At 38.1% G+C, this 24,318-nt stretch carries 26 protein-coding genes; all 26 read left to right on the forward strand.

The features are described from left to right. Positions 1-10 precede the first annotated feature (10 nt). The 26 genes from ffh to fliF all read left to right on the forward strand — a co-directional run bounded on the left by ffh (position 11) and on the right by fliF (position 24,313). Complete coding sequence (gene ffh, locus AC1RNS_RS06750; RefSeq protein WP_492991560.1) at positions 11-1,369, forward strand: signal recognition particle protein; 1,359 nt, start codon at positions 11-13, stop codon at positions 1,367-1,369. A gap of 94 nt (positions 1,370-1,463) precedes the next feature. Beyond that, complete coding sequence (gene rpsP, locus AC1RNS_RS06755; protein ID WP_004269411.1) at positions 1,464-1,736, forward strand: 30S ribosomal protein S16; 273 nt, start codon at positions 1,464-1,466, stop codon at positions 1,734-1,736. A 15-nt stretch (positions 1,737-1,751) separates the two neighbouring features. Continuing rightward, positions 1,752-1,985, forward strand: a complete 234-nt coding sequence (locus AC1RNS_RS06760) for a KH domain-containing protein (protein WP_427540557.1) — start codon at positions 1,752-1,754, stop codon at positions 1,983-1,985. A gap of 900 nt (positions 1,986-2,885) precedes the next feature. Beyond that, positions 2,886-3,401: a ribosome maturation factor RimM gene (gene rimM / locus AC1RNS_RS06765; protein ID WP_492991561.1), complete on the forward strand. Its 516-nt coding sequence runs from the start codon at positions 2,886-2,888 to the stop codon at positions 3,399-3,401. After that, positions 3,401-4,129 carry a tRNA (guanosine(37)-N1)-methyltransferase TrmD gene (gene trmD, locus AC1RNS_RS06770; RefSeq protein ID WP_492991623.1) on the forward strand — a complete coding sequence of 243 codons (729 nt, stop codon included), beginning with the start codon at positions 3,401-3,403 and terminating at the stop codon, positions 4,127-4,129. The genes rimM and trmD overlap by 1 nt, the downstream gene beginning before the upstream one ends. A 126-nt stretch (positions 4,130-4,255) precedes the next feature. Beyond that, complete coding sequence (gene rplS, locus AC1RNS_RS06775; RefSeq protein WP_054770625.1) at positions 4,256-4,600, forward strand: 50S ribosomal protein L19; 345 nt, start codon at positions 4,256-4,258, stop codon at positions 4,598-4,600. 106 nt (positions 4,601-4,706) lie between these two features. Next, entirely contained in the window at positions 4,707-5,276 is a 570-nt protein-coding gene (gene lepB, locus AC1RNS_RS06780; protein WP_492991562.1) for a signal peptidase I, read from the forward strand. A 55-nt stretch (positions 5,277-5,331) separates the two neighbouring features. Then, the gene (gene ylqF / locus AC1RNS_RS06785) at positions 5,332-6,210 is read left to right on the forward strand and encodes a ribosome biogenesis GTPase YlqF (protein ID WP_492991563.1); all 879 of its coding nucleotides are present in this window, start codon (positions 5,332-5,334) and stop codon (positions 6,208-6,210) included. A gap of 213 nt (positions 6,211-6,423) precedes the next feature. Next, on the forward strand, positions 6,424-6,579 hold the full coding sequence (locus tag AC1RNS_RS06790; RefSeq protein ID WP_492991564.1) for an S-layer homology domain-containing protein: 156 nt from the start codon (positions 6,424-6,426) through the stop codon (positions 6,577-6,579). 1 nt (position 6,580) lies between these two features. Further along, positions 6,581-6,781 carry an S-layer homology domain-containing protein gene (locus tag AC1RNS_RS06795; RefSeq protein ID WP_492991565.1) on the forward strand — a complete coding sequence of 67 codons (201 nt, stop codon included), beginning with the start codon at positions 6,581-6,583 and terminating at the stop codon, positions 6,779-6,781. A gap of 166 nt (positions 6,782-6,947) precedes the next feature. After that, positions 6,948-7,703, forward strand: a complete 756-nt coding sequence (gene rnhB / locus AC1RNS_RS06800; RefSeq protein ID WP_492991566.1) for a ribonuclease HII — start codon at positions 6,948-6,950, stop codon at positions 7,701-7,703. 4 nt (positions 7,704-7,707) lie between these two features. Then, a complete protein-coding gene (locus tag AC1RNS_RS06805; RefSeq protein WP_492991567.1) occupies positions 7,708-9,606 on the forward strand; it encodes a TP0910 N-terminal domain-containing protein in 1,899 nt (632 codons plus the stop codon). After that, a complete protein-coding gene (locus AC1RNS_RS06810; RefSeq protein ID WP_492991568.1) occupies positions 9,603-9,905 on the forward strand; it encodes an EscU/YscU/HrcU family type III secretion system export apparatus switch protein in 303 nt (100 codons plus the stop codon). Before AC1RNS_RS06805 ends, AC1RNS_RS06810 begins: the two co-directional genes overlap by 4 nt. Before the next feature lie 162 nt (positions 9,906-10,067). Further along, positions 10,068-11,228: an ADP-forming succinate--CoA ligase subunit beta gene (gene sucC, locus AC1RNS_RS06815; protein ID WP_427540524.1), complete on the forward strand. Its 1,161-nt coding sequence runs from the start codon at positions 10,068-10,070 to the stop codon at positions 11,226-11,228. Between the two features lie 17 nt (positions 11,229-11,245). Further along, entirely contained in the window at positions 11,246-12,148 is a 903-nt protein-coding gene (sucD, locus tag AC1RNS_RS06820) for a succinate--CoA ligase subunit alpha (protein ID WP_492991569.1), read from the forward strand. Between the two features lie 187 nt (positions 12,149-12,335). Further along, entirely contained in the window at positions 12,336-13,232 is an 897-nt protein-coding gene (dprA, locus tag AC1RNS_RS06825) for a DNA-processing protein DprA (RefSeq protein ID WP_492991570.1), read from the forward strand. Between the two features lie 91 nt (positions 13,233-13,323). After that, positions 13,324-15,402, forward strand: coding sequence for a type I DNA topoisomerase (topA, locus tag AC1RNS_RS06830; protein ID WP_492991571.1), 2,079 nt, complete (start codon positions 13,324-13,326; stop codon positions 15,400-15,402). Positions 15,403-15,420: 18 nt separating this feature from the next. After that, positions 15,421-16,734 carry an FADH(2)-oxidizing methylenetetrahydrofolate--tRNA-(uracil(54)-C(5))-methyltransferase TrmFO gene (gene trmFO / locus AC1RNS_RS06835; protein WP_492991572.1) on the forward strand — a complete coding sequence of 438 codons (1,314 nt, stop codon included), beginning with the start codon at positions 15,421-15,423 and terminating at the stop codon, positions 16,732-16,734. Positions 16,735-16,996: 262 nt separating this feature from the next. Then, the gene (gene xerC / locus AC1RNS_RS06840; RefSeq protein WP_492991573.1) at positions 16,997-17,896 is read left to right on the forward strand and encodes a tyrosine recombinase XerC; all 900 of its coding nucleotides are present in this window, start codon (positions 16,997-16,999) and stop codon (positions 17,894-17,896) included. A 21-nt stretch (positions 17,897-17,917) separates the two neighbouring features. Further along, positions 17,918-18,463 (forward strand): ATP-dependent protease subunit HslV, encoded by a 546-nt coding sequence (gene hslV, locus AC1RNS_RS06845; RefSeq protein ID WP_492991574.1) that lies wholly within the window; start codon positions 17,918-17,920, stop codon positions 18,461-18,463. Further along, positions 18,463-19,863 (forward strand): ATP-dependent protease ATPase subunit HslU, encoded by a 1,401-nt coding sequence (gene hslU, locus AC1RNS_RS06850; protein ID WP_492991575.1) that lies wholly within the window; start codon positions 18,463-18,465, stop codon positions 19,861-19,863. Before hslV ends, hslU begins: the two co-directional genes overlap by 1 nt. Positions 19,864-19,950: 87 nt before the next feature. Continuing rightward, positions 19,951-20,730, forward strand: coding sequence for a GTP-sensing pleiotropic transcriptional regulator CodY (codY, locus tag AC1RNS_RS06855; protein ID WP_283871157.1), 780 nt, complete (start codon positions 19,951-19,953; stop codon positions 20,728-20,730). A 677-nt stretch (positions 20,731-21,407) separates the two neighbouring features. Beyond that, positions 21,408-21,800, forward strand: a complete 393-nt coding sequence (gene flgB / locus AC1RNS_RS06860; RefSeq protein ID WP_492991576.1) for a flagellar basal body rod protein FlgB — start codon at positions 21,408-21,410, stop codon at positions 21,798-21,800. A 3-nt stretch (positions 21,801-21,803) separates the two neighbouring features. Next, positions 21,804-22,265 carry a flagellar basal body rod protein FlgC gene (flgC, locus tag AC1RNS_RS06865; RefSeq protein WP_492991577.1) on the forward strand — a complete coding sequence of 154 codons (462 nt, stop codon included), beginning with the start codon at positions 21,804-21,806 and terminating at the stop codon, positions 22,263-22,265. 23 nt (positions 22,266-22,288) lie between these two features. Then, positions 22,289-22,594, forward strand: a complete 306-nt coding sequence (gene fliE / locus AC1RNS_RS06870) for a flagellar hook-basal body complex protein FliE (protein WP_492991578.1) — start codon at positions 22,289-22,291, stop codon at positions 22,592-22,594. 123 nt (positions 22,595-22,717) lie between these two features. Beyond that, positions 22,718-24,313, forward strand: a complete 1,596-nt coding sequence (gene fliF / locus AC1RNS_RS06875; RefSeq protein ID WP_492991579.1) for a flagellar basal-body MS-ring/collar protein FliF — start codon at positions 22,718-22,720, stop codon at positions 24,311-24,313. Positions 24,314-24,318: the final 5 nt, after the last annotated feature.

Consider the following 24,318-nt stretch of genomic DNA (forward strand, 5'->3'; position numbering starts at 1 on the left):
GGCGAAAGCAATGGCTTTTGAAGGATTAGCGGAACGACTCCAAGGAACGATCCAAAAGATTAAAGGTAAAGGTAAGGTATCGGAACAAGACGTTAAAGAAATGATGCGTGAAGTCCGATTTGCTTTAATCGAGGCGGATGTTAACTTAAAAGTAGTCAAAGAGTTCGTGAAAAAGGTCAGTGAACGATCAGTTGGTGTAGATGTTATGCAAAGCCTAACACCTGGCCAGCAAGTAATTAAAATCGTACAGGACGAATTAACGGAACTGATGGGTGGCGAGCAAAGCCCTATTAAATTTAATACAAAGCCCCCAACAGTAATTATGATGGTTGGCTTACAGGGCGCAGGGAAAACAACGACTACAGGTAAACTTGCAAATGTGTTACGTAAAAAATATAATCGTAAGCCACTACTAGTAGCAGCAGATATTTATCGCCCTGCGGCTGTTCAGCAATTACAAACATTAGGTAAACAGTTATCTCTTCCTGTATTTGCATTAGGCACTGATGTTTCTCCTGTAGAAATTGCACGTCAGGCAATTGAACTGGCGAAAGAAGAGCATCATGATGTCGTTATTATCGATACAGCTGGTCGTTTGCATATTGACGAAGATTTAATGCAGGAATTAAAAGATATACGTGCGTTAAAAGAGCCAGATGAAGTATTCCTAGTTGTAGATGCTATGACAGGTCAGGATGCTGTAAATGTAGCAGAAAGCTTTAATGAAGCAATTGGTATTACCGGAGTAGTTTTAACAAAACTTGATGGTGATACACGTGGTGGTGCGGCATTATCAATTCGTTCCGTTACTCAGAAACCAATTAAATTTGTTGGTATGGGCGAAAAAATGGATGCACTGGAACCTTTCCATCCAGAACGAATGGCGTCTCGTATATTAGGGATGGGTGATGTTCTATCGCTTATTGAAAAGGCTCAGGCAAATGTTGACGAAGCAAAGGCCAAAGAATTAGAGGAAAAATTTAAATCCCAAACCTTTACGTTTGATGATTTTGTTGAACAATTACAGCAAGTGAAGAAAATGGGACCTCTTGATGAAATTTTGAAAATGCTGCCTGGCGCAAATAAAATTAAAGGCTTAGACAATGTTAAAGTAGATGATAAACAAATGGGCCGTGTAGAAGCGATTATTTATTCCATGACAACGGCAGAAAAGACGAATCCAGAAATCATTAATGGCAGCCGTAAAAAGCGTATTGCAAAAGGCTCTGGAACGTCTATTCAAGAGGTGAATCGTTTATTAAAGCAATTCGATGAAATGAAAAAAATGATGAAGCAAATGACTGGAATGGCAAGTGGTAAAGGGAAGAAAAAAATGAAATTACCAGGCTTTGATTCATTGTTTAAATAATAATTTTTAGGTGTTAAGAAAAAACACTTTACAAACAACCTAAACATTGATAATATACTATCTTGTGTGAAACTTATTCGGAGGTGCTATTAAAATGGCAGTTAAAATTCGCTTAAAACGTATGGGAGCTAAAAAGTCTCCTTTCTATCGTATCGTAGTTGCAGATGCTCGTTCACCACGTGACGGTCGTCAAATCGAAACAGTTGGTACTTACAACCCACTAACTCAACCAGCTACTGTAAACATCGATGAAGAGAAAGCTCTTAAATGGTTAGCTGACGGTGCAAAACCATCAGATACAGTGCGTAACTTGTTCTCAGAACAAGGTATCATGGAAAAATTCCATAACCAAAAATTCAGTAAATAATCGGGGGCGACGTTTTTGAAGCAGCTGATTGAAGCAATCGTTTTACCGTTAGTCGATTATCCAGAAGAAGTTCGTATTGAGACGGATGAAAATGCAAATCGAATTGTTTATAAACTTTTTGTTCATTCAGAGGATCGAGGGAAAGTCATAGGCAAGCAAGGGCGAGTAGCGAAAGCGATTCGTACAATTGTTTATTCAGCGGCAGGTAGTCACCATCAAAAAAAGACCTACGTCGATATATTGGATTGATAGAAAAGATGTTCACGCTCTTTTACACGCGGCAAGCACAGGAGAGTCCTGATTGGTATGTTTACATGCATTTAGGAATTCGGGGTGGTCTTGAGCATGGAGCGTAAAATCTGGACTATGAAGGAGGGAGCTTGTCGGTTCCTTCCTTTTTTTATCTTCTTTCATCTTTAGGGATGGGATGTTTAATGGGATGTTACCTGGTGCCTTGTGCCTCATAGGTATATACTTAAAGTAATTATATTGAGGAATAATTGAGCATAATGACATAAGAGATACTTTAGCTAAAACATCTCCTCCAAAATGTTCATCTGCTTTTTAGAGATAAGTGTGAGAATGGTTACTTTTTAACTCTGATTAGCAAGTAGCTTAAAGGAGGCAGTATGTTTTAACATTTTTTATCTTCATTCATCAGAAGACTCCCACCTCTACAGGTAGTGAGATGAATGCGGTTTTGGTTCCTTTTCAGTGGGTATCCAAACACCTACTGAAATAGCGGAACTCATTCTAAGAACGCCACGTTCTGTGGCAATTTATCTGTGCGAAAGCGAAGCAACAGCAACACGGTTTTATCTGTGCGAAAGCGAAGCAACAGCAACACGGTTTTATCTGTGCGAAAGCGAAGCAACAGCAACAACAACAACAACACACGACTGAGTGACCAACATCATGTTGCTGTCGCTGCGTTAGCACTACGCTTTCGCACAAAAAACATCTGTTGGTCCAAAGCCTCTGGCGGATGTCACGGATATTCAAAGGAATGAATTGTGCGTGGACAATTCAAAATCCTGACGCATTGTTTATCTGTGCGAAAGTGAAGTGACAGCAACAAATGTTTTCTGTAGCGAAAGCAAAGCGGCAGCTACAATTACGCCAAGGCGAAATTGATATGAGGTGAAATTTGTGGAATGGTTTAATGTAGGTCGTATAGTCAATACGCACGGAATTCGTGGTGAGGTGCGTATATTATCAACAACAGATTTTGAAGAAGAACGATTTGCAGTAGGGAATAGGCTTGCAGCATTTAAAAAAGATGATAAAAAACCGACATGGGTAACAATTGTATCCGTACGTCGTCATAAAAACTTTATTTTATTATCTTTTGAAGGCATGGACAATATTAATTTTGTAGAACCTTTTAAAGAAGGTATGCTAAAAGTTACAAAAGACCAATTGTCAGATGATTTATTACAGGAAAACGAATTTTTCTTCCATGAGATCATTGGCTGTGAGATTGTTTCTGAAGAAGGAGAAAAGATTGGTGTAGTGTCTGATATTCTTCAAACAGGTGCCAACGATGTATGGGTGGTAAAGGGTGCTAAAAAAGAGCATTACATCCCATATATCGAAGACATCGTCAAGGAGATTAATGTTGATGACAAGAAAATTGTGATTCATGTAATGGATGGTCTACTATGATGAATATTCATGTGTTAAGTCTGTTTCCTGATATGTTTACAGGCGTTTTTGGTGCTTCAATATTGAAGAAGGCGCAGGAAAAAGGCGCTGTTCAGCTAGAAGTTACTGATATTCGAACGTTTTCAGGGAACAAGCATAATCAAGTGGACGATTATCCTTATGGTGGTGGTGCAGGGATGGTATTAAAGCCAGAACCGATGTTTAGCGCTGTAGAGGAGATTACAGCTGGGAAAAATCCTCGAATCATCTTGATGTGCCCACAAGGAGAACGATTTACTCAAAGAAAGGCTGAAGAGCTAGCACAAGAAAAGGAGCTTGTTTTTTTATGCGGTCATTACGAAGGTTATGATGAACGCATTCGACAGCATCTTGTCACAGACGAAATTTCTATTGGAGATTTCGTTTTAACTGGTGGAGAGCTAGGAGCTATGACGGTTATTGATAGTGTTGTACGATTACTACCTGGCGTTTTAGGGCAAGAGGAATCCCATATACAAGATTCATTTTCCACAGGCCTTTTAGAGCATCCTCATTATACGCGACCAGCTGATTTTCGTGGAATGAAAGTACCTGATATTTTACTGTCAGGGAATCACGCAAAAATTGAGCAGTGGCGTGAAGAGCAGTCACTCAAAAGAACATTGGAGCGTCGCCCCGATTTACTAGATAACTATCCATTAACAGATAAACAAAAAGTGTATATAGAAAAACTTAAAAAACAACCATAAAGATGCTTGATTGCTGTTTATATTTGTGATAACATCTAATCTGTACTTCTATGTGAAGTACTGAATTACGGTGTTCCGCTGTGGCATAGATTGCGTGCAAGAGCATCTGTCTAAGGAGAGAAAACAATGTCAAACATTATTGCAGAAATTACAAAAGCTCAGCTTCGCACTGATCTACCAGCTTTCCGTCCTGGTGATACTGTTAAAGTACACGTGAAAGTAGTAGAGGGTACTCGTGAACGTATCCAAGTATACGAAGGTGTAGTTATTAAACGTCGTGGCGGCGGTATTAGCGAAACTTTCACAGTTCGTAAAATTTCTTACGGTGTAGGTGTTGAACGTACTTTCCCTGTACACACACCAAAAATCGCTAACTTAGAAGTTGTACGTCGTGGTAAAGTACGTCGTGCTAAACTTTACTACCTACGTAACCTACGTGGTAAAGCTGCTCGTATTAAAGAAATTCGATAATTATGGCTAAAAAGTGAGGGGCTTGTATTGCAAGCCCCTTTTCTTTTTGCTTGTCATCTTAAAGAGCTATCATCTAAAATGAGGATAGACAAGGGGGCAAATCTCGATGGAAAAACCAGTGAAGGAAAAGAATGAATTATGGGAATGGACGAAGGCACTTCTAATTGCATTTGCGATTGCAGCAGTTATTCGTTATTTTTTATTTACACCGATTGCAGTAGATGGTGAGTCTATGATGCCAACCCTTGAAAATGGCGACCGTATGATTGTGAACAAAATTGGTTATAAAATAGGAGAGCCGAAACGCTTTGATATAGTAGTGTTCCATGCTCCAGAGAAGAAAAACTATATTAAACGTGTTATTGGGCTGCCAGGAGAGACATTAGAATATAAAAATGATCAATTATATATAAATGGTGAACCAATCGATGAGCCCTATTTAGATGCCTACAAATCACAAATTACTGAAGGTACATTAACAGAAGATTTTTCATTAAATGATATTGATGCTTCCCTAAACGAGAATGTTATTCCAGAGGGCTTTGTGTTCGTAATGGGAGATAATCGTCGATATAGTAAGGACAGTCGTCATATTGGTCTTGTTGATCAAAAAGAGATTATCGGGAATACAAGCTTAATTTTCTGGCCGTTTAGTGATATAAAAATTGTAAAGTAATGCAAGAAAGGGAGAACTTACACTCCCTTTTTCTTTTAGTTTAGGAGGTATAGGTATGACTATACAATGGTTTCCAGGGCATATGGCAAAGGCCCGAAGAGAAGTAACAGAAAAATTGAAGCTTGTTGATATTATATTTGAATTAATTGATGCCCGTTTACCATTATCCTCGCGTAATCCAATGATAGACGAAGTAATCAATCAAAAGCCACGTCTTCTTATTTTAAATAAATCAGATATGGCTGATGAGCAGGAAACACGGAAATGGGTAGATTACTTTGCACAGCGTGGTCATAAGGCAGTGGCTATCAACTCTCTTGAAGGCAAAGGCTTACAATTGGTAACAAAAGCAGCACAAGAAATTTTAAAAGAAAAGTTCGAACGTATGAAAGCGCGTGGGATGAAACCTAGAGCAATCCGAGCGATGATTGTCGGCATTCCTAACGTAGGAAAATCAACCCTAATCAATCGCCTAGCTAAAAAAAATATTGCAAAAACAGGGAATACTCCAGGGGTAACAAAGGCTCAGCAATGGATAAAGGTTGGTAAGGAGCTCGAATTACTTGATACTCCGGGTATTTTATGGCCAAAATTCGAAGATCAGGAAGTAGGCTATAAACTAGCATTAACTGGTGCTATTAAAGATACCATTACAAATATGGAGGATTTAGCTGTCTATGGTCTGCGTTTTTTATCTATTCACTATCCAAAGCGCATGGAGGAGCGCTATGGCTTTGAATTTCTCCATGAAGATTTAGTGGAAACCTTCGACCATATCGGTAAGCTTCGTCGCGTCTTTGGACAAGGCGGCGAAATTGATTATGACCAAGTAGCTCAACTAATCGTACGTGATATTCGAGGCTTACAATTAGGAAAACTAACATTTGATTTTGTAGATGAGCAACTGGAGAAAGAGGCATTAACAGAAGAATAGAAGTTATAAACGGCTGTCGAAAATCTCGACAGCCGTTTTTATAACTTTTTATCTGGATTTAGCAGAACTTTACTGTGCGTAAGTGATTTATTAATATTTTTAGATTTTCACAAAAAATGTTATTAATTAACCTTTCGTCTTTATATCTATCTGCAAGGAAATGAGGAGCCTCTCTTAGCTATCAGTGGTATCAAAATACAACAAACAGAACAAGTGGAGGTACGCTCATCATGGAGCGACAAGTCCAACGATGTTTCCTCAACACATCCTTACTACGATGCAATTATTACGTTGCAACAGGCAGGAATTATTGATGGAACAAACGGAGCTTTCCGACCAGCAGAAAAGATGACGCGCGCAACTTGCTAAGGTGCTTGTTGGTGTACTAGGTTTAACATCAGAGGAAACAAGTCCATTTGCCGATGTAGATAGACATCATTGGGGTGCAGGTTATATTGCTGTGCTAGAGCGTGAAGGGATCGCGCTAGGAGATAATGGTCATTTCCGACCAAATGAGCCTGTGACACGTGCGCAGTTCGTGGCATTTTTATATCGTATTATGCAACAATAAAATGTTATCAAGCTCTTGCTAGCATACAGGCAATTTTTTCAACGACATATAATTTTGTAAAAGGGCTGTAGGGAAATGCATTTTTTTCCTTACAAGCCCTATCTTTATTTTGTTATATAATTAAATAAACAAGCCGATATACATAAGAGAGATGAGGTAATACTATATGCAAACTATAAAAGAAATTACAATTGCTTTAAAAGCCGCTACAGCGCATGAACCTTGGATGGATAACGTGCAGCAAGATGGGCGAGCAGGCGTGCAAAAAGCGTGGCAGCAGTTTTTAAAGCGTATGGAAAAAAAGCAGCAATTACAACGGGAGCATGATGCGAAAATTGCATTTGACGCACAATTTGGCCAGCTAGTTGCAGGTATAGACGAAGCTGGGCGAGGTCCATTGGCAGGTCCTGTCGTTACTGCAGCCGTAATTCTACCTGAAAATTGTCAGGTATTACTAGGCTTAAATGATTCTAAACAACTGTCGAAAGAGACAAGAGAAAAAATGAGTAAGTTAGTAAAAGAGCATGCAATAAGCTATAGCATACATTTTCAAAATGCAAAAGTAATCGATGACATCAATATTTATGAGGCTACGAAACAATCAATGGTCGCAAGTATAGAGACACTAAAAATAAAACCGAATTTTGTTATAGCAGATGCAATGACACTGCCAATCAATTTGCCTCAGCAGTCAATTATTAAAGGTGATGCACAAAGCTTAGCGATTGCTGCCGCCTCTATTTTGGCGAAAACGGCGCGTGACGAATACATGGAGCAGCTTGCACAAGAATTTCCACAGTATGGCTTTGAGCAGCATGCAGGCTATGGCACAAAACAGCATCTAGAGGCACTGACTAAGTATGGACCGACTATTCACCATCGAGCAAGTTTTGAACCGATAAAATCTATGATGAAGGAGTAATGATATGACATCTACATCATTTAATCCGATTGCAGGACAAACTCAAACACAGGCGCTATCAACGAATCAACCATTAGCGATGAAACAGGGTCAATTATTTCACGGAACAGTTAAACAGCTATATCCAGATCAAATGGCAGAGATCCAAGTTGGTCAACAAAAGTTTATTGCTAAGCTTGAAGCGCCATTAAAAGCAGGAGACGCACATTTCTTTCAGGTGACAGGTACAAGCCCCCAAACGGAACTAAAAGTGGTTACAGGTCCTATGGTACAAACGGCTTCTTCTAGTCAACAAATCAATCAATTACTTGAATCAATGAATTTGCCAAAGACACCTGAAATGCAACAGCTTCTAGCTCATTTTATGAAGGCAGAACTACCGATTTCAAAAGAACAGCTGATGCAGGCTGAAATGTGGTTAAAGGCCTTACCTGAAGGCATTACTAAAATGGATGCCCTGCAAGCTATTCAAAAAATGGTAGAGCTAAAAATGCCGATGACGAATGAGGTTTTTCAAGCACTAATTAGTGGGCAAAAAACTACAGGGATGAATTCGGTTATGGAAAACTTTACTCAACTTTTAGCAAAGGATACATCTTTACCAGAAAGCCTTAGGCAAAATCTAATGCAACAAGTACAGGCAATTGCGAAGCCATTTGAAGTAGAAACAGGTGGTTTAGTACTCGCTAAGTCCATTCAATTATTAACGAGTGAAGCTGCTTCTATGAGTGAAAAGATTCAAGCTTTGAATATTTTAAAAGAGGCAGGTATTGTATCTCAGCAAGCTACATTACAAAATTGGTCAAATCTTAACGAAGCCAAGTCTGTTCAAACAATTCAACCTCAGCAGGCTGGACAAGTTATTCAAGCAATTCTAACGACAAGCCCTGAAGATAAAAATCAGCTCATCAACGAGCTTAAATCTTGGACGGCCAACCAAAGCCTATTAACGAATGAGCAAAAACAGCAAATTAATCAATTAATCGATAGACTAAACCAAATACCAGCTACTAAACAAACATTAGAGATTTTTGCGAGGCAGATGCAAGAACAACTCATGAAAGCATTTGCACAAAATGCTTCAGAGCGTTTATTCACACAAGATAGTAATGCTCTTTCAGCAAAGGATCATTTATTATCATTATTAAAAAATGATGCAACTACTTCTCTACAAAACGAAGCATGGATGAGAAATCTTATGAAAAGTAGCGTAGATTCCCCGCAATCTTTGATTCAGCAAATAGTTACACAAGCAGATGCACAGGTACAAAATTCAATGGATAATAAAGCGATGGAGCACGCTCTTAAAACGGTATTAAAGAATTTAGGTATTAGCTACGAGGCTGCGCTTAATAATAAATCTGCGGATTTACAAGTGATTGCACATCAATTAAAACCTCAGCTTCATACACTCTTGCAGGATGCACAAATTACACCTCAGTTGAAGGAAGCTGCAGAAATGTTAATGACACGTATGAATGGCATGCAGCTTGTATCGGGAGAGAATGGTCATCAGCATCAGCTTATTATGCAAGTACCGCTTGAATTCTTCGGTAGAAAAATGGATGCAACACTACAATGGAATGGTCGCATGAAGGAAGATGGGAAAATTGATGCCAATTATGCGCGTATTTTATTTTATTTACAAATGGAGTCAATGAAAGAAACTGTAATTGATATGCAGGTTCAAAATCGTGTCGTTACAGTGACGGTCTTTAATGAAAATCATGACATTGCTCCACTTGCAGAACCATTAAAAACAGCATTAAAAATTGGCTTGGAAGAAAAAAATTATCAACTATCAGGAGTATTTATTAAAGAATTTGAAAAAGCTAAACCTGAAAAAATAACCGCTGTAGTAGAACAGCAGGAGGAACATAATGGGGTGGATTTCCGCGTATGAGTGAAGAAAAATTTACTCGAAAAGAGGCTATCGCGCTCACATATAAGCTAGGACGTTTTGATAGTCCAAAAGTCGTTGCAAAAGGAAAAGGGAAAATAGCAGAAAATATTTTAGCACGAGCAAATGAGCACAACGTGCCGATATATGAGGACCCTAACCTTGTTCAATTACTTGGGCAATTGGATTTAAATGAGTCGATTCCTGAAGAATTGTACCAAGCTGTCGCTGAAGTTTTTGCATTTATTTATCATTTAGATCAGCAACATGCACAAAAAGATAGAAAAGATAAAGAATTCTGATAGTTTGAAAAATCTGTTTTAGTACACGAAGTAGAAAAAAGTGTCATAATAAGAGAGAAAATTCGAACAAAAGACAAAGTGTAGACTTTATCAGAATCTTTCGTTAGAATAGATTATGTTAGTAAAACAATTTTATGCAAATGTTTGATGGGAGGATGTATTATGAATATCCATGAATATCAAGGGAAAGAGATTCTGAGAAAGTATGGTGTAGCTGTACCAAATGGAAAAGTTGCTTTTTCCCCTGATGAGGCAGTGAAAGTAGCGAAGGAACTTGGCTCTAATGTAACGGTAGTCAAGGCGCAAATTCATGCAGGTGGACGCGGTAAAGCAGGCGGTGTTAAAATCGCTAAAAACCTTGACGAGGTGCGTACGTACGCAAAGGAATTACTAGGTAAAATTTTAGTGACTCATCAAACAGGTCCTGAAGGAAAAGAAGTAAAACGCTTATATATTGAAGAGGGTTCTGATATTCAAAAAGAGTACTATTTAAGTTTAGTATTAGACCGCGCAACATCCCGTGTTACAATGATGGGATCGGAAGAAGGCGGTATGGATATTGAAGAAGTAGCGGAAACAAATCCGGAAAAAATCTTCAAGGAAGTAGTAGATCCTGTGGTTGGATTAACAAGTTTCCAAGCACGTCGTATGGCGTTTAATATGAATATTCCAGCAAACCTTGTAGGGAAAGCTGTTAAATTAATGTTAGGTTTATATCAAGCATTTATCGACAAAGATGCATCAATTGTTGAAATCAATCCGCTTGTTGTTACTGGACAAGGCGATGTAGTGGCACTAGATGCTAAATTCAATTTTGATGCCAATGCATTATATCGTCATAAAGATATTGTCGAATTGCGCGACTTTGATGAAGAGGATGCAAAGGAAATCGAAGCATCCAAATATGACCTTAGCTATATTTCACTAGATGGCAACATTGGCTGCATGGTTAATGGTGCGGGTCTTGCTATGGCTACAATGGACACAATTAGCTATTACGGCGGAAGCCCCGCTAACTTCCTTGATGTAGGTGGCGGTGCAACAGCTGAAAAAGTAACAGAGGCTTTCAAAATTATCCTTTCTGATCCACATGTAAAAGGTATTTTCGTAAACATTTTTGGCGGAATTATGAAATGTAACATTATTGCTGAAGGTGTGGTAACAGCTGCTAAAGAAATTGGCTTAGCTGTGCCGTTGGTTGTACGTTTAGAAGGTACAAATGTAGAACTTGGAAAAGAAATTTTAAATGCATCTGGTTTAAACATCGTTGCAGCGGATTCAATGGCTGACGGTGCACAAAAAATTGTGGGACTAGTAGGCTAAGGAAGGCAGGGAGAATAATGGCTGTATTTATTAATAAAGATACGAAGGTAATTGTACAAGGGATTACAGGCGAAACGGCGCTTTTCCATACAAAACAAATGCTTGAGTACGGTACTAAAATCGTAGCAGGTGTAACACCTGGTAAAGGTGGTCTTGAAATCGAGGGAGTACCTGTATTTAATACAGTAGCAGAAGCAGTAGCTGCAACAGGTGCAACTACATCAGTTATTTATGTGCCAGCTCCATTTGCAGCAGATGCAATTCTAGAAGCTGTAGATGCTGAATTAGAATTAACAATCTGTATAACAGAACATATACCTGTCCTTGATATGGTAAAGGTTAAACGTTATATGGAAGGTAAAAAAACCCGCCTAGTAGGACCAAACTGTCCAGGTGTTATTACAGCAGATGAATGTAAAATTGGTATCATGCCTGGCTATATTCATACAAAAGGACATGTAGGGGTGGTTTCTCGCTCTGGAACATTAACATATGAGGCAGTTCATCAATTAACACAAGAGGGTATTGGTCAAACTACGGCTGTAGGTATTGGTGGAGACCCTGTCAATGGTACAAACTTTATCGATGTATTAGAAGCTTTCAATAATGACCCAGAGACATATGCAGTTGTTATGATTGGGGAAATCGGTGGTACTGCAGAAGAGGAAGCTGCTGAATGGATTAAAGCAAATATGACGAAACCTGTCATTGGCTTTATCGGTGGACAAACTGCACCTCCAGGAAAACGTATGGGCCATGCTGGTGCCATTATTTCTGGTGGTAAAGGAACAGCCGCTGAAAAAATTAAGGCTATGAATGCAGCTGGTATTGAAGTAGCTGAAACACCATCTGTCATTGGTGAAACGCTTATTAAAGTAATAAAAGAAAAAGGGCTATACGAAAAGTGTAAAACCCATTAAAATGGAAGATGTAGCACATTGTGGCTACATCTTTTTCTTTACTTTAAATGGACATAAATTAAGTACTTTTCCTGCTTGCCCGATATAAAAGTACCAGCCTAACTAGTAGTTATATTTTTATTGATTATGTGATGAAAATTAAGATTGCGGTCATTTATCTTTCTTCTATTTAAAAGGAGGTTTTTAAATGATTTTTTCAGTTGATACACAAAGATTACTAGCTTTGCATTATATTTACCCGTTACCACTTCAAAAACTTCAACAATTACTGTCTCCAGTAGATTTATTAAGTTATTTTGAAGAAGCAGCCCCCAATGAGATTGCAAATGCATTGCAAATATCATCGCACAAAGCCTTGCAAATTTCTCGAAATTTTCGACAAATTATGACATGGCCGTTTGAAGAGGCCTATGAACGTTCCCATATTTTCCCCATACCTTTTCATCATCCTTATTATCCAGCGCAATTATTTGAAATCTCCAGTCCACCTACTGTATTGTATGTGAAAGGTCAGTATTTGCAATTAATGAAAGGAAAACAAATAGCTATAATAGGCTCTAGAAAGGCTACAGCTTATACAAAAACCGCAATGGACTTAATTGTCCCACCTCTCGTTGAACACGGGTATACGGTAGTGAGTGGGCTTGCAAGAGGTGCAGATACAATGGCTCATGAGGCAACTATAAAAGTTGGTGGGCAGACAATTGCAGTGCTTGGTCACGGTTTTAACTATATATACCCTAAGGAGAATAAAGCTCTAGCAGAGAGTATAGCGGAGCATCATTTATTAGTCACGGAGTACCCACCATACATGAAACCTGAGAAATGGCATTTTCCAATGCGAAACCGTATCATTAGCGGTTTATCACAAGCATTAGTTGTCACAGAAGCCTCATTAAGAAGTGGAACACTTATTACGACGGAATGTGCGCTAGAGCAAGGAAAAGATGTGTTTGTTGTGCCAGGTCCAATTGATGCTGAGCAATCAAAAGGGACAAATAGGTTACTGGTAGAAGGAGCTATTCCAGTATGTAATGGTCATGAAATCGTTGCATCCCTTGCACTCTTTTCTAACAAAAATTGAAAAAAAGTTGCATTATCTTAAAATCTGTTATACATTTTGCAACAGGTAACTTAAAAAATTAGCAATAGACCTCGCTAAGGGGGAGACATAGATGGCGGATTATTTAGTGATTGTAGAATCACCAGCAAAAGCAAAAACAATTGAACGGTATTTAGGAAAAAAATATAAAGTAAAAGCGTCAATCGGGCATGTTCGGGACTTACCACGTAGCCAGATGGGCGTTAGTGCTGAAAATAACTTTGAGCCTAAATATATTACTATTCGTGGTAAAGGACCTGTTTTACAGGAATTAAAATCTGCGGCAAAAAAAGTGAAGAAAGTTTATCTAGCGGCCGATCCAGACCGTGAGGGAGAAGCGATTGCTTGGCACCTTGCGACTGCGTTAAATATTGATATTCATTCAGATTGTCGTGTTGTGTTTAACGAAATAACAAAAGATGCAATTCTAGAATCTTTTAAAAATCCACGTCCAATTAATATGGATCTAGTAGATGCACAGCAAACAAGACGTATATTGGACAGACTTGTTGGCTATAACATTAGTCCAATTCTTTGGAAAAAGGTTAAAAAGGGATTATCAGCAGGACGTGTACAATCTGTAGCATTGCGCATGATTATTGACCGTGAAAATGAAATTAAAAACTTCCAACCTGAAGAGTATTGGACAATTGAGGGCTCTTTTGAGAAAGGCAAAAAAACGTTTGATGCACTTTATTATGGTAATGGTAAAGACAAAATTAAATTAACCAATGAAGAACAAGTAAAGGCTGTTTTAAAAGATGTAAAGGGTACAGATTTTACTGTTGCCAATGTTTCTAAAAAAGAACGTAAACGAAATGCAGCACCAGCCTTTACAACTTCCTCTTTACAGCAAGAAGCGGCACGTAAGTTAAATTTCCGTGCGAAGAAGACCATGATGCTAGCGCAACAATTATATGAAGGAATTGATATTGGTAAAAAAGAGGGTACAGTCGGTTTAATTACCTATATGCGTACCGATTCAACTCGTATTTCTGATACTGCAAAAACGGAAGCGAATGCATACATTGAATCGAAATATGGCAAAGAATACATCTCAACAGAAACGAAGCAGGCAAAAAAAGCATCAAATGCACAGGATGCCCATGAGGCGATTCGTCCAACTAGCACGATGCGATCTCCAGAGGAATTAAAAGCAGTACTTAGCCGTGATCAATTACGCTTATATCGTTTAATTTGGGAGCGCTTTATCGCAAGCCAGATGGCACCAGCTATACTTGATACAGTTGCGGTAGATCTTCAAAATGGTGATGTTTTATTCCGTGCAAACGGCTCACAAGTTAAATTTGCAGGCTTTATGAAGCTATATATTGAGGGTACTGATGATCAAACAGAGGAAACAACCAAGCTTCTACCTGAAATGGAAGTTGGCGATCAAGTAAAATCTCTTGAAATCGAGCCAAAGCAACATTTTACCCAGCCACCACCACGTTATTCAGAGGCGCGTCTTGTAAAAACAATGGAAGAGCTAGGTATAGGGCGCCCGTCCACATATGCACCGACCCTCGATACAATTCAGCGCCGTGGCTATGTCGTGTTAGATGCAAAGCGATTTATGCCAACAGAGCTGGGAGAAATCGTACACCAACTCGTACTAGAATTTTTCCCTGATATCATAAACATCGAATTCACAGCACAAATGGAGCAAGATTTAGATGATATTGAAGAAGGTAGTCGCCAATGGAAAAATGTTGTAGAAGAGTTTTATAAAGACTTTGAGGTTCATGTAAAATATGCAGATGAGGCGATGGAAAAGGTCGTTATAAAAGATGAGCCAGCTGGCGAGGATTGTGAGCTTTGTGGATCGCCAATGGTATTTAAGTTAGGACGATATGGGAAATTTATGGCTTGTTCAAACTTCCCAGATTGTCGTAATACAAAAGCGATTATGAAGCCGATTGGTGTAAAATGCCCTGCGTGTGAAACTGGCGAGATCGTAGAACGTAAAAGTAAAACAAAGCGTTTATTCTATGGCTGTAATCAGTACCCTGAATGTGAATTTGTTTCATGGGACAAGCCAATTAGTAGACCATGTCCAAAATGTAGTGCATTATTAGTAGAGAAAAAAATTAAAAAAGGTGTACAAATTCAGTGTACAAAATGTGACTATGAAGAAGCACCAACTCAATGATAGAAAGATGGTAAGCACATGACGGAACAAGTAGTAAATGTAATAGGTGCAGGTCTTGCAGGAAGTGAAGCTGCTTGGCAAATTGCCAAACGTGGTGTGAAAGTTAAACTTTATGAAATGCGTCCCGTAAAGCAAACACCAGCTCACCATACTGATAAATTTGCAGAGCTTGTATGTTCGAATTCTTTGCGTGCGAATGGTTTAACAAATGCTGTAGGCGTTATTAAAGAAGAAATGCGTATGCTAGATTCAGTTATCTTAAAGGCAGCAGACCAATGCTCAGTACCTGCTGGAGGTGCATTAGCAGTAGACCGTCACGAATTTGCTGGATATGTGACAGAGACTGTAAAAAATCATCCGCTTGTAGAGGTTATCAATGAAGAGGTCACAGAAATTCCTGAAGGTATAACAGTTATTGCAACAGGTCCTTTAACATCAAAAGCCTTAGCTGAAAAAATTCAAGGTTTAACAGGGTTAGATTATCTATATTTTTATGATGCGGCTGCCCCAATCATCGAAAAAGATAGTATAGATATGGATAAAGTATATTTAAAATCCCGTTATGATAAAGGGGAAGCAGCCTATTTAAACTGTCCTATGACAAAGGAAGAGTTTGATCGTTTCCGCCTAGCATTAATTGAAGCAGAAGTTGTACCATTGAAAGAATTTGAAAAGGAAATTTACTTTGAGGGCTGTATGCCAATTGAAGTAATGGCAGCTCGCGGAGAGAAAACAATGTTATTTGGACCGATGAAACCAGTAGGTCTTGAAGATCCAAAGACAGGAAAGCGTCCATATGCTGTTGTCCAATTACGCCAAGACGATGCTGCGGGTACTCTTTATAATATTGTTGGTTTCCAAACGCATTTAAAATGGGGACCACAGAAAGAAGTACTACAGCTAATCCCTGGGTTAGAAAATGTGGAAATCGTTCGTTATGGTGTGATGCATAGAAATACCTTTATTAATTCACCAAAAGTATTAGAGAAAACCTATCAACTTCGTGAACAAAAGAATATTTTCTTTGCTGGTCAAATGACAGGTGTTGAAGGGTATGTTGAGTCAGCTGGAAGCGGACTAATTGCTGGAATTAATGCAGCCCGTTTAGCATTGGGACAAGAACTAATTATTTTCCCATTCGAAACGGCATTAGGCAGTATGGCGCGTTATATAACAGAAGCACAATCGAAAAACTTCCAGCCAATGAATGTTAACTTTGGCATTTTCCCTGAATTACCACCGGGTCGTCGTTCCAAACCAGAGCGTGCTGAGATGCATGCTAACCGTGCAATAAGCACAATTCGTAATTTTGTGAATTCACAAACAATTTAATTGCAATAAGCCTCTAATAGTTGTTATACTCTTAGAGGCTTTTGTTTTTTTGTAGACAAAATGCTGATTTACACGTATTTTATTATTTTGTATGGAGATTTTCTCAAAATATAACCATTTTCACTTGCTATATTATGTAGATAGGTATAGTGTCAGTATGTATGTTTATTAACGATACGGTACTGATAAGCTTATCCATTTAAATTGTAAGTGTTCGTCATTTGAGAAGATTATTAATAAATCATTGGTGGTGAATCTTTTCATGTTAGTTTCGTCCCAAGATGCACTTGAACAGTTCATGCTTTACATCCAGGTAGAAAAGAACTTCTCTGTTCATACGGTGCGAGAATATGAATCAGACCTACTAGATTTTTTAACCTTTTTACAGGCAGAGGGTGTTAATGATTTAGCTAGTGTTGAGTATATACATGCACGTCTTTATGTAACAAAGTTGTATGATGAAAAAAGAGCAAGATCTTCAGTATCTAGAAAAATTTCTTCAATACGCTCCTTTTTTCGCTTTCTAAATAGACAGTACGGATTAGATGATGGAGCATTTCGTTCACTTTATCATCCGAAAAAAGAAGCACGCTTACCTAGTTTTTTCTACGAAGAGGAATTGATGCAGCTTTTTGAAGCAAATACTGGTGATGATTTGAAATCAATCAGAAATATAGCTATATTAGAGCTGTTATATGCGACAGGAATTCGTGTCAGTGAGCTTACTTCAATTCAAGTGAAGGATGTAGATTTTCATTATTCAATTATTCGAGTAATGGGAAAAGGACGAAAAGAGCGTATTATTCCATTCGGTCAATTTGCGAGTTTAGCGATGCAGGATTACATAGAGCAAGCTCGTCCACGATTGATGAAAAAAACAAGTCATCAGCAATTGTTTGTCAACATGCGTGGTGGGGAACTTACTCCAAGAGGGGTACGTCATATTTTAACAGAAATGATTGACAAGGCCTCACTCCATACGAAAATATATCCTCATATGCTTCGTCATACTTTTGCTACACATTTATTGAATAATGGCGCAGATTTACGTACGGTGCAGGAATTATTAGGCCACGCACATTTATCTTCTACACAGGTTTACACACATGTAACGAAAGAGCATCTTCGTCAAACATATATGAATGCTCATCCAAGGGCATAATAGAGCTAAGGAGGAAGACGAATGGGACAAATTCATGCGACAACGATATTTGCAGTTCATCATAACGGAGGCTGTGCAATGGCTGGTGATGGCCAAGTGACCTTAGGGAATGCAGTTGTGATGAAAGGTACAGCAAGGAAGGTCAGACGTCTGTTTAATGAACAGGTCCTTGCTGGTTTTGCTGGATCAGTTGCCGATGCCTTCACACTTTTTGAAATGTTTGAAGGAAAGTTAAATGAATACAATGGTAATTTACAACGTGCAGCTGTAGAAGTTGCAAAGCAATGGCGTGGTGATAAAATGCTTCGTCAATTGGAGGCAATGCTTCTTGTAATGGATAAAAACACCCTTCTTCTTGTTTCTGGTACAGGAGAAGTTATTGAACCTGATGATGGTATATTAGCGATAGGTTCTGGTGGAAACTATGCATTATCTGCTGGCCGAGCGCTTAAAAAATATGCAGGTGAAACAATGTCTGCTCGTGAAATTGCCGAAGCAGCACTAGAAACGGCTGCTGAAATATGTGTATTTACGAATCATAATATTATCGTGGAGGCGCTGAGCTAATGACGCAAAATAATTTAACGCCAAGACAGATTACTGAGCATCTGGACCGTTATATCGTAGGACAAAATGAAGCAAAGCGAGCAGTTGCTATTGCCTTGCGTAATCGTTATCGTCGCTCGTTGTTAAATGATGACATGAAGGCTGAGGTTATTCCTAAAAATATCTTGATGATAGGGCCTACAGGTGTTGGAAAAACAGAAATTGCTAGAAGAATTGCAAAGTTAACGAATGCACCATTTGTCAAAGTGGAAGCAACAAAATTTACAGAGGTAGGCTATGTTGGACGTGACGTAGAGTCTATGGTACGTGATGTTGTAGAAGCTTCACATCGTCTAGTAAAAGAAGAGATGATGGAATCTGTGAAAGAGCAAGCGGAAGAATTAGCGAATGAGGCAATCGTTAAATTATTGGTTCCCTCCTTGCGAAAAAAACAATCGATGCAAAATCCTTTCGAAATGCTATTTGGTGGTAAAGATCAGCAGTCAACGGATGAAAACTCATCTGAGGAGACCGAAGTGCGTTCAAAGCGCGCACAAATCGCGATAGATTTACGTAATGGTAAATTAGAAAACGAGTGGATTACTGTTGAAGTAACAGAGCAAAATCCTTCTATTTTTGATGCATTACAAGGAACAGGTATGGATATGTCTGCTAATAGCGGTATGCAGGATATGTTATCTAGCTTGATGCCTAAGAAAACGAAAAAACGCAGAGTCCAAGTGAAGGATGCACGACGCATTTTAACAATTGAAGAAGCGAACAAGCTCATTGATACAGATGAAGTTGCACAAGAAGCAATAGTAAGGGCTGAGCAATCAGGCATTATCTTTATTGATGAGATCGATAAAATTGCTAGTAAGGAAAGTAACTCTTCTGCGAATGTATCACGAGAAGGTGTACAACGTGATATTCTGCCAATCGTTGAGGGATCTACAGTTACAACGAAGTATGGCGCTGTAAAAACAGACTATATGCTTTTTGTTGCTGCAGGAGCATTCCATATGTCAAAGCCATCAGATTTAATTCCTGAACTACAGGGGCGTTTCCCAATTCGGGTAGAACTCGAAAAGTTAACGAAGCAAGATTTTGTCCGTATTTTGCAAGAGCCAGATCAATCGCTTATTTTGCAATATAAGGCATTGTTAGAAACAGAGGGTGTAGAGATTAACTTTACAGAAGATGCCATTGAACGTATTGCCGAAATTGCAACTGAGGTAAATCAAGAAACCGATAATATTGGAGCAAGACGTTTGCATACGATTTTAGAGCGCTTGCTAGAGGAATTATCGTTTGAGGCATCAGAAATTGCACCTGCAAATATTCCAATCTCTGCTGCATATGTTGATCAAAAACTGGCGGGTATAGTAAAAAACAAAGATTTGTCACAGTTTATATTGTAAGATAAAGCTGAATAGTACCATTCAGTTGTAAAAACCTTTAGAATAGTAAGAAAATACTCTTTGGACCATTTATAGGAGGAACATATAATGAATTTATTAGAAAAAACGCGTAAAATTAACTCAATGCTCCAAGCATCTGCTGGTAAACCGGTAAACTTTAAGGAAATGGCTGATACGCTAGGAGATATAATAGACAGTAATGTATATATTGTGAGCCGTAAAGGAAAGCTTTTAGGCATTTCCATCCATCAGCAAATTGAAAATGAGCGAATGAAGAAGATGTTTGAAGAGCGTCAATTCCCTGAGGAGTATACACATAGCTTGTTTACAATTTCAGAAACATCATCAAATCTTGATATTAATAACGAGCATACTGCTTTCCCAGTAGAAAACAAAGAGTTATTCCAAAATGCGCTAACAACTATTGTGCCAATCGTTGGTGGTGGAGAACGCCTAGGAACATTAATCCTTGCTCGTTTATCTGCACAATTTGAGGATGATGATTTAATTTTAGCTGAGTATGGTGCAACAGTGGTTGGTATGGAAATATTACGTGAGAAATCTGAAGAAATTGAAGAAGAAGCTCGTAGCAGAGCTGTTGTGCAAATGGCGATTAATTCACTTTCTTACAGTGAGCTAGAAGCCATTGAACACATCTTCGAAGAACTTGATGGTAACGAAGGGTTACTAGTAGCTTCGAAAATTGCAGACCGAGTGGGGATTACACGTTCAGTGATCGTAAATGCATTACGTAAACTAGAGTCTGCAGGTGTTATCGAATCGCGTTCTCTTGGGATGAAAGGTACTTATATTAAAGTGCTCAATGATAAGTTTTTAAATGCATTAGCAGAAATTAAAATGAAATAAGTTAAATTTTCCTCGCGTATAGGAACTACAGAAGGTATCTGGAAAAGTTTTTTCCGGATACCTTTTTTGAAGTTTTTAGAATTACTAGTAGCGATGATTTAACTTTATTTAACCTCTCTATAGAAGGCTATAATTATCAATGATCAGGAAGTCTTTGTGAATGGTTTATGCCCTTAAAATGTGAATAATTTCTGTCTCCCTGTGGCTTATCATGCATTATTAACTTCTTAATTTTTGCTAAAGGCAATACATACCATCATAACATTTACACTTTTCTATTACTAATAGTATAAAAATAAAGGCAGATCTTAATTTATTTGTCATATAGCAACTAATCGGTTTAATCCATTATATTTATTAATTGAAATAGTAAAAATGGACTTAAAATTTAGTACTGAGTCAACGGCGAAAAAGCGAAAAAAAGGGAATATTCAATACTGAAACCGTAAGCACTGTCGAAATAGTGTAAAATAACTAGATTCAACTTGAAACTCTGTGAAAGCATGTGGCTCAAGGGGTTCGGGAGTTTTGTTACGGTTAATCATGAGAAAAAATAGGGCGTATCTACTATTAAAAAATGACAAAAGACAATAGACACTACGTATCATCTTAATTACAATTGTATTATTGGATAAATTAAGAAGTACATAGATTGAAATAAAATGAGGTGAATGGTTTTGAATTTATTTGGAGGAACTATTAGTAGCCTGGAAAATGGACTTTCCTATGCAACTTTAAATCATAAAACAATTGCCAATAACATTGCGAATGTTGATACGCCAAATTATAAGGCGAAAAGTGTAAGCTTTAAAGATATGCTAGAACAAGAAAAACAACTATCAATTTCAGCATATCGTACAGATAGCAGACATTTTGATTTTTCGATTCGACAATCTACACCTGGTGTAAATAATATTGATGGCTTAAGATATCGAAATAATGGTAATGGTGTTGATATGGATGCTGAACAGGCGAAATTGGCAGAAAATCAAATTTATTATAATGCTTTAATTGACCGTGTTAATGGTAAATTAAATACATTAAATACTGTAATAAAAGGAGGTAAGTAATAAATGTCTATTTTTTATGGGATGAATACCACTGCCTCAGCTTTAACAGCACAGCGTTTACGAATGGATGTCATTTCTTCAAATATGGCCAATATGGATACTGCGCGTGCTAGACAAGTAAATGGAGAGTGGGAGCCCTACCGCCGTAAAACAGTAACATTTACTGCTCAAGAGGGACAGTTTTCAAAATATTTCAATGTTGCTCTTGGGAAAAACGCAAAAAGTGGAGTCGGTAACGGCGTAAAAGTAACACAAATAAAAGAAGATAGAGAAACACCTTTCAAACTTGTGTATGATCCAACTCATCCAGATGCAAACGCAGATGGCTATGTAAACATGCCAAATGTGGATCCATTAAGAGAAATGGTAGATTTAATGTCAGCTACTCGTTCTTATGAGGCAAACGTAACTGTATTCAATGCAAATAAATCTATGCTGACAAAGGCTTTAGAGATTGGTAAATAACTAAGAAGAAAGGAAGATACATAATGACAATTTCGTCCGTTTCACTAATGACACCAACTCAGGTAATAAATCAAACAAATAAACTCCAGACGACACCTTATGAAGCACAGCAAAACTTTGCGAACTCTTTAAAAGAAGCAATAGCAAAAGTGAATGATCAGCAAATTACTTCTGATAATTTTACACAAAAGCTAATTACTGGTGGAGATGTAGAGCTGCATGATGTGATGATTGCATCACAAAAAGCAAGCATTACATTAAATGCAACAATTGAAGTTCGCAATAAGGTGATTGAAGCTTACCAAGAAATAATGCGAATGAGTGTCTAGCTTTATCGAATAGTTGAACAGTTCGATGAAGATTATAACCCAAAATAACTTGTTTATTGGGGTTATCACTGCTTTCGCGAATTATTGATGGTTAGGTTATTCACTATAACCGGAGGATTCATAATGAATGAACGATTGACGAAAATAAAAAACGACACCAGCCAATTTTGGACAAGTCGTAGTAAAAAACAAAAGATTTTAATGATTGGATCCGTCATCGGAGTAATAGCACTAGCTGCTGTTATTACAATTATTGCTACTAAGACTACATATGTACCTCTCTATAAAGATTTATCAACAAGAGAAATCGGACAAGTGAAGGAAGCTTTAGATTCTCAAGGGGTCAAATATGAAATTGCCCCAGGTGGAACATCCATTTTAGTCCCAGAGGAACAAGTGGATTCCCTATTAGTACAATTAGCTTCAGAGGGATATCCACAAACAGGTACAATTGATTATTCATTTGCAAACAGCTCTGGATTTGGTATGACAGATAATGAGTTTAATCTATTAAAAAAAGCAGCAACTGAAACAGAAATTGCTAAGCTCATTAAAAATCTTGAAGGTGTCAAAGATGCGAAAGTGATGATAAATGTTCCTGAAAAGGGTGTTTTTGTAAAAGACGCTAACTTAGAAGAAGCTACTGCATCTATTGTCTTGAATACTGATCCTGGTTATAAATTTACAGAGCAGCAAATTTCAACAATGTATAATTTAGTAGCGAAAAGTGTTCCGAACTTAAGTACGGATAATATTGTAATCTCAAACCAATTTTCTGAGTACTTTGATTTAAACGCTGCAACTGCTGATGGAGCTTCCACAACAACAGCTGAGGGTCAATTACAAGCAAAGAAATTGGTGGAGCGTGACCTACAACGTCAAGTGCAAAATATACTTGGTACACTGATGGGACAAGATAAAGTAATTGCTTCTGTAACAACAGACATTGATTTCAAAAAAGAAAATCGTGAAGAAAACTTAGTTTCGCCAGTTGATGAAGAGAATATGGAAGGGATCGCCATAAGTGCGCAGCGCATTACAGAACAATATTCTGGTACTGGAGCTGCAGCCACTGGTACACCTGAAGCAGAAACAACTACTGATAACTTCACAACTTATAATGAAGGTGCGATGGGGAACGGGGATTATGAACGTACAGAAGAAACGATTAATAATGACGTAAACCGTATCCGCAAAGATATTCAAGAGGCACCTTATAAAATTCAAGATATTGGTATCCAAGTAATTGTAGAGCCACCGACAGCGACTGATGCAGCTTCATTACCTGATGGGGTTCGAGAAGATATTGAGAAAATTTTAAGTACTATTGTTCGTACAACGATTTCAAAGGATGTCGCAGCCGAGCTTACTCAAGAGCAAATTAATGAAAAAGTGGCTGTTTCAGTACAACCTTTAAATGGTAAAGCAACTGATGTGGCTGAAGAAACGCCTGTTATTCCATGGTGGGTTTGGGTCATTGGCGGTATCTTATTAGCTGTAATACTATTGCTAGCATTCTTCATTATCCGCTCACGTAAACGTGCGAAGGAAGAAGAGGAACTTAGCATCTTAGAAGAACAAGAAGAACTAATGATTGATGATATAAATGAAGAAATTGAAACGGAAGCTACAATGCGTCGTAAGCAGCTTGAAAAAATGGCAAAAGAAAAGCCAGACGATTTTGCAAAGTTACTGCGTAGTTGGATTGCTGAAGACTAACTAGG

The organism is Lysinibacillus sp. GW821-FHT14F06, from assembly GCF_058803665.1.